We start from the raw sequence: 1,600 nt of genomic DNA on the forward strand, positions 1-1,600 counted from the left end.
GCGCGGAAACTGCTGGGATAACAGCCCAATGGAACGCTTCTTCAGGAGTCTGAAGAACGAATGGATGCCGGTGGTGGGTTACGTAAGCTTCAGCGAGGCAGCTCACGCCATAACGGACTATATCGTTGGATATTACAGCGCACTAAGACCGCACGAATATAACGGTGGGTTACCCCCAAACGAATCGGAAAATCGATACTGGAAAAACTCTAACTCGGTGGCCAGTTTTTGTTGACCACTTCACTGTTGCCCATTTCAGCAGCGGATAAGCGGAGGTTTTATTATTATTTTCAGGAAAAAAACACCCCAAACATAGAACGCTTCTTCGTTTTTGATTCTTCCGAGTATCGTTATGCGTTAAATATGCGTGAAGTGGTATTTCATCAGTTCCTTTCTGATGGTCTGCGGCCAATCGTTGACGAAGACGATGATGCCTACGAAGACGATTATTTTAATGTCCATATCACGCTGGTAAACGGCGGACCAGTGATTCCACTGAGTGTTGAGCCAGATGCGCCGCAAAACGAAGAGACGGATGATATCGGCCAGTTGAATGCATTTTTTGACGCGCTGGATTGCGAGCCTGAAACCACGGATCGTTTTATGATAACCGACGAAGATGGAGAAGATGCTTTCATTCGTATTGGTTCTATCGCTATGGTGCGAGTTGCGCTTGATGTGCTGGAACCAGTGGAAGACGATGATGAGTAGTATTGAATGGATTGATTTCATATTGTTGAGTCTGGAATCGCGGTGCGGCCTTCGCACCACACCGTATGCAAATCGAGTCGCTCAAGAGCGGCTTTTTTTGTGTCTGAAATCACCCATATCCGTGCAGTATATAGGCCTGCCAGAAAAGCAGTTCAGTATTCTTCATTTTGTAGTCGATGGTCCCAAGTTTGCTCTGGCTGGAAGCTGCATCGTCCACATTACGTGGGCAGGGTGGTTTCGCTATGCTACTTGAACGTTTTGACCATGTGGCTCAGGTAGCTAATACCAAAAGACGTCATTTTGTCTCCACGCCCACCTTGGTGAACATTCAATAAATAGTTTCGGTCGAGAGCAGTTATGTAGGGCTAGCAGACGAGATGCGCAGACATCTTGTTGAAGACAATTTTACTGACCACCTGAGAACGCTATTCTACCGAATAATATTTATTATCTTGGCGAATAATGATGATTACCTGTGTAACTATGGTTTTATGCTGATGGGACCGGCAGTACAATTTCTGTAGTGTACTCGCAATTTCAGGTCTCTGGCGTTTATTCTGGTGCAAAGGAGGGGTAATGCTGCCAACTTACTGATTTAGTGTATGATGGTGATTTTAAGGTGCTTGCGTGGCTTCCATTTCCATCAGATGTCCTTCCTGCTCCGCTACTGAAGGCGTGGTGCGTAACGGCAAAAGCACTGCCGGACATCAGCGCTATCTCTGCTCTCATTGCCGTAAAACATGGCAACTACAGTTCACTTACACCGCCTCTCAGCCCGGTACGCACCAGAAAATCATTGATATGGCCATGAATGGCGTCGGATGTCGCGCCAGTGCACGCATTATGGGCGTTGGCCTCAACACGGTTTTACGTCACTTAAAAAACTCAG

General features: G+C 46.8%; 2 protein-coding genes and 1 pseudogene. All 3 read left to right on the plus strand.

Annotated elements, in window-relative coordinates; translation table 11 throughout:
- Positions 1-235: integrase core domain-containing protein (locus BHE85_RS15085; RefSeq protein ID WP_146627965.1), on the plus strand; the 235-nt coding region annotated here is incomplete at its 5' end.
- 8 nt (positions 236-243) lie between these two features.
- Positions 244-711 (plus strand): annotated as a pseudogene (locus BHE85_RS15090) (hypothetical protein); the annotation flags it as partial.
- 627 nt (positions 712-1,338) lie between these two features.
- Positions 1,339-1,600 (plus strand): IS1-like element transposase (locus tag BHE85_RS15100; RefSeq protein WP_064195240.1); only part of this gene is annotated, 262 nt, incomplete at its 3' end.

Source organism: Shigella sp. FC1567 (assembly GCF_001743015.1).
GTDB lineage: Bacteria > Pseudomonadota > Gammaproteobacteria > Enterobacterales > Enterobacteriaceae > Escherichia > Escherichia coli.